The following is an 8,347-nucleotide window of genomic DNA, read 5'->3' on the forward strand; positions in this document are numbered from 1 at the left end:
ATTGACTTTAATTTATTCTGTTACGAAATTTAAATAATTAAACTTTAAGGTGGGATATTTAAAATAGGGAAAGGATGATTTTTATCATGATGTGTTGATTAAAGAATTTTAATGGAATTATTATTGACATATGTATCAAATATGTGTCTATGTAAATATTAATCGGCTAGTGATGAAAATAAGATATGAATGAGGTTGGTGTTATACCATGAGCACTGCCTAAAAGTATAAGCAGCAACAAGTTAGATCAATTAGTGTTATTTTTGAGCAAATGTTAGCGTAACCACATGATATTCAAAGATCTGTTGCGGTGGCTTTGTGTTAACTATGGAAGCGTGCAATCGTTGAGTATTTAACATGCACCATCAAGCACCACGATCTGTGGTTCTTTTTCTGGCTGATAAAGCACCTGACAAAAGTCTCCTTCTGGCGAATAGGTGTAGTTTTCGGTGTCGAAAGAGATGGCGGCTACTCTTTCTGCATTGCTGCCAGAGTCTACTTCTTTGTTGATGACATGAAGCTCTGTTGCGTCGATATTGAGCAGTCTTCTTAGTGAGTCAACATAGGCGATTGGGTAACCATGACAAACGTAGTAGGTCTCAATCTCCGTCTTTTCAACATAGTTGCACTCATCCTCAACGCCAGCAATCGCTGACTTCGCGTAGATCATATCGATACCCGTGCGAAGGTTACCAGCCACATCATGTATTTTACTCGCCCGAGCACTTCCTTGAACGTCTAAGAACTTGACCATAGCTGTCGCCGAAACGATCGCTAAAATTAATACAGAGATGATGAGTTCTAAAAGAGTGAAGCCGTTTTGTCTGTTCATGGTTACCGATTATTTGCTCTGCTAAAGGGACGGAATGAGGGTAATCTAAATACCAAAGTCATTACAGTTAGTGGGTATAATGGTTTGGTGTTTTATTGTGTGAATTTCTAAGTAATTTTCTTTATAAACAATAGCTTAATTATTTCCTCTTACTGTTAAACGCTATGTAAGCATACGTAAGCGTACACACCCACAGCAGCCGATTGTTTAGGAAGCATTCAAACGACTTAATTTATTGATAAATAAGTCTTTAATTGTAGGATTGTCGACCATTCAAAAACTGACTTTCGACTTCATTTGAGGGAATTGGTTTACTAAATAAAAATCCCTGAAGATACTGGTATCCACAATCGATTAAGAACGCTTTTTGCGTTTCGGTTTCGACACCTTCAGCAACCACTTTTAGCCCCAATTTTTCACAGATAGCATGGGTGGCTTGGACAATCGCTTTGCTCCCTTTGTGTGAACCGTGGACGAAGCTTTTATCGAGTTTCACGGTGCTAATCGGTAAGTCATGCAACATCGACAGTGACGAGTAGCCTGTGCCAAAGTCATCAAGGTGAAGCTCTACGCCCAATTTAGAAATATCGCTTAACGCTTGCCTGACTTCACCATGCTTGAAGATCATGGAAGATTCGGTGATCTCAAGGGCGATGCTTTGAGGTTGGATATTGTAGAAGTTCAACATTGCTAATAGCTGCTCGGCAAAGGTCGCGTGCATCTGAATACTCGAAATATTGATACTCATCATCAACTCACTATCAAACTCACGTTGCCATATCGATAGCTGTTTGAGTGCAGAGTTCAGAACCCATTTCCCGAGCGGTACAATCTGCCCCGTCTCCTCCGCTAAGCTAATAAACTCATCAGGGCCTATGTTACCTAGCTCTTTGTCTGACCATCGAAGCAAGGCTTCAAACCCTTTCACCTTGTCGCTGTTGGTGTTCATGATCGGTTGGTAGTGAAGGTTGAGATCGTCGTTTTCTATGGCGCGTGCCAGTCGATGGCGGATCTCTACTTTGCGATGCAGGGTTTGTGCTAAGTCTGGGGTAAACGTTTGGAAGCGGTTTCGACCATTCGCTTTTGCAAGATGCATCGCCATACCCGCTTGCTTTAGCAATGTTTCTTGGTCAACCGCGTTATCAGGGAAATGCGCGGTACCTATGCTGCAACCGACAGATAAACTGCCGATGCCTCTGATATGGAAACTTCGGTTTAAGGCATCAATGATGCGAGAGCAAAGTAGTGGGATATTTTGATTTCGGCAGGTGTGGGCAATCACAATGAATTCGTCGCCACCAAATCGCCCTATCATGCATTTCTCATCAACCAACTGTTTAAGGCGTTCACCAACCCGTTTGAGTAGTTGGTCTCCGACAGTGTGCCCATAAGTGTCATTAACTAATTTGAAGCCATCAAGGTCGACAAACATCAATTCAAACGGTGAGCGATAGGCAATGCTGGTTTCTAGAAGGTTGCTGATCCCACGGCGATTATAAAGCTCCGTTAAACAGTCGTGTTCTGCGTTGTATCTGGCTTTTATCAGCTTCTCTTTTTGCTTTGTTGTACAGGTTAGGTTTAGCAGCAGTTCGCTTTTATCAAAGAGCCACTTTCCTTGCACATCAAAATGGTGTGCTCTGAAGGAGGAAACCTTGATAAACCAAGGCGCACCGGTTGTTGGTTCTCTATTCTGTAAACGTGTATGTACAAAAGTGATTACTATGTTTTGCGTACGGTAAATGTAGGGCTCTGATTCCAATATTGATGATCTATGACCAGTATATATACTGCCTTCGCTTTTAATAAATACTGGTGATAGGAATGTCGAAAACCAAAGTGCTCATTGTTGAAGATGACCAAGAGATAGCTCGTCTAACGACGCTTTACCTCGAAGCTGAAGGTTACAATGTTAGCGTTGTTCATGAAGGGAACTTGGCACTTGAAGCGATCCGTAGTATTGAACCTGATTTAGTGCTGTTGGACTTGATGCTTCCAGGGATGAGCGGCGCGCAAATTTGCCGTCAAGCCCGTGAGTTTTACAATGGAATGATTTTAGTGCTAACGGCTTCCGCCGATGAAATGAGCGAGGTCAGCTTGTTTAAATTTGGTGCGGACGATTACGTTGCCAAACCGATTCGTGGCCATGCCTTGTTAGCGCGAATTGAAGCGTTATTGCGTCGAGCGACTCCCGTAAAAACTGCGCAAGAAACTACGGCTGAAAAACAGTGCGATATTGTAATCAACAGCTCTGCTCAAAGTGCCACGCTCTACGGCCAAAACCTCAAGCTTACTTCTGCTGAATTTGAAATCTTAAACCTTCTCGTTAATAACATCTGTCAGGTCGTGACTCGAGACCAGTGCTGTCAGTTATTTAGAGGGATAGATTACGCGTTCAACGACCGCTCGATTGATATGCGCGTGTCTGGGTTACGCCGAAAGCTGCGCATTCACGCAAAAGACAAACAGTTGATTCGTACGGTTCGCAACAAGGGGTACATGCTGGTTGCGTAAGTTCATTGCTACGAAGCTTCGCTCGGTTTCGATGTTTGCTCGCTTATACCTTGGGATTGTGACTGGGATGTCGGCAACGATATTTTTGTTCTTGAACCTTGGTGAGGGGCACATGCGACGCACCGAGATCGAAACCTTCCTCAATGATGGCATCTACTTTGCGGAGCAGTATGTTCGTCAACACAATCAAGAAAACTCACTCTATAAAGAGCTCGATAGAACAGGCTACCAACAATTTTATATCTTCAATTTACACCTGTTGGAGAATTGGTCGGGCGAGGCGCCTTGCCAACAATGTGAGTTATACACAACCTTAAACGGTGTGCCGATATATCTAAGTGATGACAACCTCTATTCGACCGTGTTTCAGCTACCAAACTCTAAATTCAGTTTTGGGTTCAGTGAGGTAGGGGACTTTTTCTCTCCTGACATTGAATGGTACGAAGACTCAGAACGACACTTTTTGTTAGGGCTGTTGTTGGCTGTGATTGTGGCGATTGGAGCAAGTGTTTACTTACCTGTGAGGCGTTTTCAAGAAAGAATAGAGTTGCTCGTCGAGAAGCAGAAACAGTTTGGTAAGGGCAAGCTTAGTACTCGATCTGACATGGACGACATCCATCCTGTTTCTGATTTGGCCAGCAGTTTTAACTTCATGGCTGAAGAGATCGAAAGCAAAGTAAAACAAAGTCATATTTTCGCTCAAGCTATCCCACACGAAGTACGAACTCCGCTAAGTCGTATTCAACTGGCGACCGATATCCTAAGAAGGGGAGCCCCCGATAATCATCAGGTTCTTTTCGATGACATTGATACCTACATTGAGGATATCAACGAGCTCACGTCAGAAATCATCATGCTGTCGAAGTTGAATGTCATGGATAACTCTTTCTTTGAGCTCGTTAAAGTGACCTCCGATCTTCGTGAGTATTGCCTAGACCGAATTCGTTACTCGAAACTAGACAATGCCACCTTTGAATCTAAGGTACAGCTAGAGTGCAAGATTAAGCGTGATTGCTCAATGGCACGCTTGGTGTTCGATAACGTTCTCAAGAATGCGGGTAATTACACACAAGACAAAGTGTGGATGACGCTGGATGAGAACTCAGAAAACTGGCTGGTGGTGATTGAAGACAATGGTTCTGGAATACCAGAGAATAGGCGTGATGAGGTATTCCTTCCGTTCTCTCGACTAGACTCAAGCAGAACGTCGACCAACGGTGGATTGGGGTTGGGCCTCGCGATTGCTCTATCGGCGGCTAAAAAACTTTCTTGGGATATCAAAATCGACGACAGCAACTATGGTGGCGCCAAGTTCAGTATCGTGATTCCTAAGATCGCATAAGCTGCAGCTTCAAGAGCTCTTCAGGCTCGTCAAATAACAAAGCCACCGACTAATACCGTGGCTTTGTTATATTCCGATTTACAAGCGAGTGACTTCTTAGTTACTACTGCCTAGAGCCTAGAGCCTAGAGCCTAGAGCCTAGAGCCTAGAGCCTAGAGCTTAGAGCTTAGAGCGATGAAGTCCATAAATAGCGTGGTCTACGATGCGGCCATTCAAGTTCTCGTTACGAGTTATAATACCTTCTAACGTGAAATGTAAGCGCTCACAAACCTTGCGGCTGCTTTGGTTACCGGTTGCGGCTGATATCTCTACCTTTTCCATATCTAACTCATTGAAAGCAACATCAATCAGCTTCTGGACAACGCGCGTCACAATCCCCTTTCCTTGGTATGTCTCAGATAACCAATAACCTATGGTCACCTTTTGCTTATCATGATCAATGGTATTGAAACTGCAGTTACCGACGACCTTGTCTTGATACACGATTGCACAAGTCACGCTTTTACCTTCGGCATAATCGTGTAGCGAGCGTTGGATGAAGATCCTAAAGTCTTGCTCGGTTTTACAATGTGGCGGCCACACGAGCCATTGACTTAGGTACTCATTCTGGCTTTGTGAGATTTCCGCGTAGTGAGAAGCGAAGCTCTCTTCAACCAATGCGATGGAGAGTTCGTTGTCGATAACCGTTTTAAACATGTCTTTCCTTTTCTTATGGCTGCTTATTTAAGCGAATCTTAGTCGGCAGGCTATAATGTCGCATGATTTTTAATATGCAACTATTTGTAGCACGGATTTTTCGTGATACGTTGGTTCTATCACGAAACTCATTAAACCTTACAATAGTTGTGTATATAATCATTAGCTATGCATTAGTATTAGCGGCCTAAATATATAAAAAATATAAAAATGCTAGGCTTAAATAATGAATCAACATTGCCAGGACGTGACCGTGGACTTAAGGAAGGCTCTATTCGGTATTGCTAAGGCGCTTGATAACGTCGGTTTCGAAAGTAAAAATCATGGACAGAGAGTGGGCTATATCGCGTATCGATGTGCTCTGAGTGTGGGGTGGGAAGAAGAGCAAGCGCAGCTCGCGTTTTCGTTAGGCTTGATTCACGACTGTGGTGTCTCGCAAATTGATGAACAGCTCAGTTTAACGTCTGGGTTTGTACCTGACTCAAGCTATCACCATTGTCAAAAGGGCTACCAAATCTTAAAAGAGTGCCCAGTTCTTTCTATATTTGCTAAGCCGGTTCTTTATCACCATACTCCGTGGTCTGAGCTAAGGGCTATTCATATCAGCGAGTTAGAAAGAGAACTAGCTGCCATCGTGATGCTTGCCGATAGAGTCGATTATCTATACGGCATAACCTCTTCTGATCGTTATGGAAACCTAACACCAGATGGCAAAGCGAGCATCATTGAACGTTTGACTGAACAAGCGGATGAGATGTTCGAAACCAACCTTGTGCAACACATGTGCGAGTTGGTTGATTTGGATGACTTCTGGTTTTCTATGGAGATTCCATACATCGAGAACATGAGGTATAACTTTGAACCTGTGCCATTTTTCTCCCAGCAAATGTCGCTGGATGAGACGGTGGCCTTTGCCGAGTTTATCGCCAATGTTGTTGATACCAAAAGTTCGTTTACCTTTAAGCACTCTTTAAAGGTTGGGCAGCTTTCAGAATACCTCGCCAAACAGCTGGGTTATTCCTACACCACTCAGCGCAAACTCTATCTGGCTGGGTTAGTCCATGATATCGGTAAACTGCAAACCCCTAATGACATTCTGCATAAGCCGGATTTACTCACTGAAGAAGAGTATTGCTGTATTAAACGCCATGCAACGGACACTCGATTCGCATTGCAGGAGTTGTTCAGTTCACCTCAGGTTTGTCAGTGGGCATCTAATCATCATGAAAGGTTAGATGGTTCGGGTTACCCAATGGGAAAAACGGCGGAAGAGTTGGATCAACCCAGTCGAATTGTTGCTGTGGTGGATGTGTTTCAAGCGCTAACTCAGTCTCGACCTTATCGTGGAGGCATGACGTTAGAAGAGACTCTCGCTATTTTGAGGGACCACGTTGATAACTTTAAGTTGGATCGAGAAGTGTTTGAGTGCCTTAATAAACACGCGCAATATTGCTTTGAATTATCGACAGACAAACGAATGTACGCGTTTTAACGCCACTGAATGCTTTCGAGGTGTGACGCCTAAACTCATACTCGGTCGAAATGACTAAACACCAGAAACAGAAAAGCGATAGCCGAGGCTATCGCTTTTTTTAATGGGGGCTTATCAGGATTTTTAGATCGAGATTAGTATCGCTTTAAGATCTCGATGATCGCTTGCTCAGTTTCCGCTGCGATGATGGCATCAATGTCATTATCATTTTGGAACAACTCTGATAGCGCCATAATCGTATGGATGTGGCTATCTGAGTCCATCGCCGCCAGAGTAATCGAAAGGTAAACGTCACCGTTGTCTTCTGACTCTAAATCAACACCCTTTTTGAATACCGTTACTTGCAGTGATGCTTCGTTCACACCATCTTCAGGGCGAGCATGAGGCATCGCAATCTTTGGTGCTAGAACATAGTACGCGCCAATATCCTTGTGTTTTTGCTTGATAGCTTCAACATAGTTTGCTTCGATTTTGTTGCTCGCTAGCAGTGTTGAACAGGTCACATCTATCGCAGCATCAACCGTTAGGTTCTCTTCAGAGTTGATGATAACGCCTTGGTTACCAATTAAATCGAATAAGCTCATGAAACAATCCACCCTAGGATAAGACCAACAACGCCGAAGTCGAAGTCAGCAAACGTTGTCGCTTCAAGACCAAGGCCACCCAGTACTGGAAGCAGTAGCATTGGTAGGAAAGAGATACACAGACCTTGCGTGAATGAACCGAGAATTGCACCGCGTAGACCGCCTGTCGCATTACCGTAAACGCCTGCTGCACCACCTACGAAGAAGTGTGGAACGACGCCAGCTACAATGATTGTCCAGCCAAGCGCGCCTTGAACTGCCATTGCTAGTAGGCCAGCAGCGAAAGAACAAAGGAAACCGATAAGTACCGCGTTTGGTGCTACAGGGAATACCATAGGGCAGTCTAGAGCAGGTTTTGCGCCCGGTACTAGCTTGTCAGAGATACCTTTGAATGCAGGAACGATTTCAGCAATCAGCATCTTCACACCTTGCAGTACGATGTAAACACCACCGGCAAACACAAGAGATTGCATGAAGGTGAATACTACCCAGTTTTGACCGCCTGATACTGTTTCAACAAAGTCACCGCCAGCAACAATTGAGGCAAACATAAAGAAGATAGCCATTGTTGTTGCTACAGCAACTGGCGTATCACGCAGGAACATTAGGCTTTTAGGTACGTTGATGTCTTCTGTTGATTTTGAAGTGTCACCAAACTTGCTACCAATGTAACCCGATACTAAGTATGAGAACGTTGAGAAGTGACCCATCGCCAACTGATCAGTACCCATCACTTTCTCTGTGTATTTTTGAGCAAGTGCAGGCATGATAACCATCAGTGAACCCACAATGATCGAGCCGATTGCAACGAGAGCAGTGCCTTCGATGTTAGCTGTAGACAGGATTACCGCTACCAGCATAGACATGAACATCAGGGCAAGATTACGAAG

7 protein-coding genes and 1 pseudogene are annotated in these 8,347 nt (G+C 44.0%); 3 read left to right on the plus strand and 5 right to left on the minus strand.

The annotated features are described in order from the left end of the window. Positions 1-352: 352 nt before the first annotated feature. Together AB4209_RS00825 and AB4209_RS00830 are read right to left on the minus strand one after the other, a co-directional pair. The gene (locus AB4209_RS00825) at positions 353-832 is read right to left on the minus strand and encodes a type II secretion system protein (protein ID WP_017060589.1); all 480 of its coding nucleotides are present in this window, start codon (positions 830-832) and stop codon (positions 353-355) included. A 250-nt stretch (positions 833-1,082) separates the two neighbouring features. Continuing rightward, a pseudogene (locus tag AB4209_RS00830) lies at positions 1,083-2,471 on the minus strand (putative bifunctional diguanylate cyclase/phosphodiesterase); the annotation flags it as partial. Positions 2,472-2,653: 182 nt separating this feature from the next. Between AB4209_RS00830 and AB4209_RS00835 the strand changes: the two are divergent. Continuing rightward, complete coding sequence (locus tag AB4209_RS00835; protein ID WP_017060591.1) at positions 2,654-3,343, plus strand: response regulator transcription factor; 690 nt, start codon at positions 2,654-2,656, stop codon at positions 3,341-3,343. Then, positions 3,336-4,685, plus strand: coding sequence for a sensor histidine kinase (locus AB4209_RS00840; RefSeq protein WP_372054473.1), 1,350 nt, complete (start codon positions 3,336-3,338; stop codon positions 4,683-4,685). The genes AB4209_RS00835 and AB4209_RS00840 overlap by 8 nt, the downstream gene beginning before the upstream one ends. Before the next feature lie 159 nt (positions 4,686-4,844). On the opposite strand, the gene AB4209_RS00845 is transcribed toward AB4209_RS00840, so the two are convergent. Further along, a complete protein-coding gene (locus AB4209_RS00845) occupies positions 4,845-5,381 on the minus strand; it encodes a GNAT family N-acetyltransferase (RefSeq protein ID WP_372054475.1) in 537 nt (178 codons plus the stop codon). Between the two features lie 226 nt (positions 5,382-5,607). Between AB4209_RS00845 and AB4209_RS00850 the strand changes: the two genes are divergently transcribed. Continuing rightward, positions 5,608-6,873 carry an HD-GYP domain-containing protein gene (locus AB4209_RS00850; protein ID WP_372054477.1) on the plus strand — a complete coding sequence of 422 codons (1,266 nt, stop codon included), beginning with the start codon at positions 5,608-5,610 and terminating at the stop codon, positions 6,871-6,873. Between the two features lie 134 nt (positions 6,874-7,007). Here the strand turns inward: AB4209_RS00850 and AB4209_RS00855 are convergent, their stop codons facing one another. Together AB4209_RS00855 and AB4209_RS00860 are read right to left on the minus strand one after the other, a co-directional pair. Then, positions 7,008-7,457, minus strand: coding sequence for a PTS sugar transporter subunit IIA (locus AB4209_RS00855; protein WP_017064874.1), 450 nt, complete (start codon positions 7,455-7,457; stop codon positions 7,008-7,010). Further along, positions 7,454-8,347 (minus strand): PTS ascorbate transporter subunit IIC (locus tag AB4209_RS00860; protein WP_372054479.1); only part of this gene is annotated, 894 nt, incomplete at its 5' end. The genes AB4209_RS00860 and AB4209_RS00855, both read right to left, overlap by 4 nt.

Origin of the sequence: Vibrio sp. 10N.286.48.C11 (assembly GCF_041469805.1) — a bacterium.
Lineage (GTDB): Bacteria > Pseudomonadota > Gammaproteobacteria > Enterobacterales > Vibrionaceae > Vibrio > Vibrio crassostreae_C.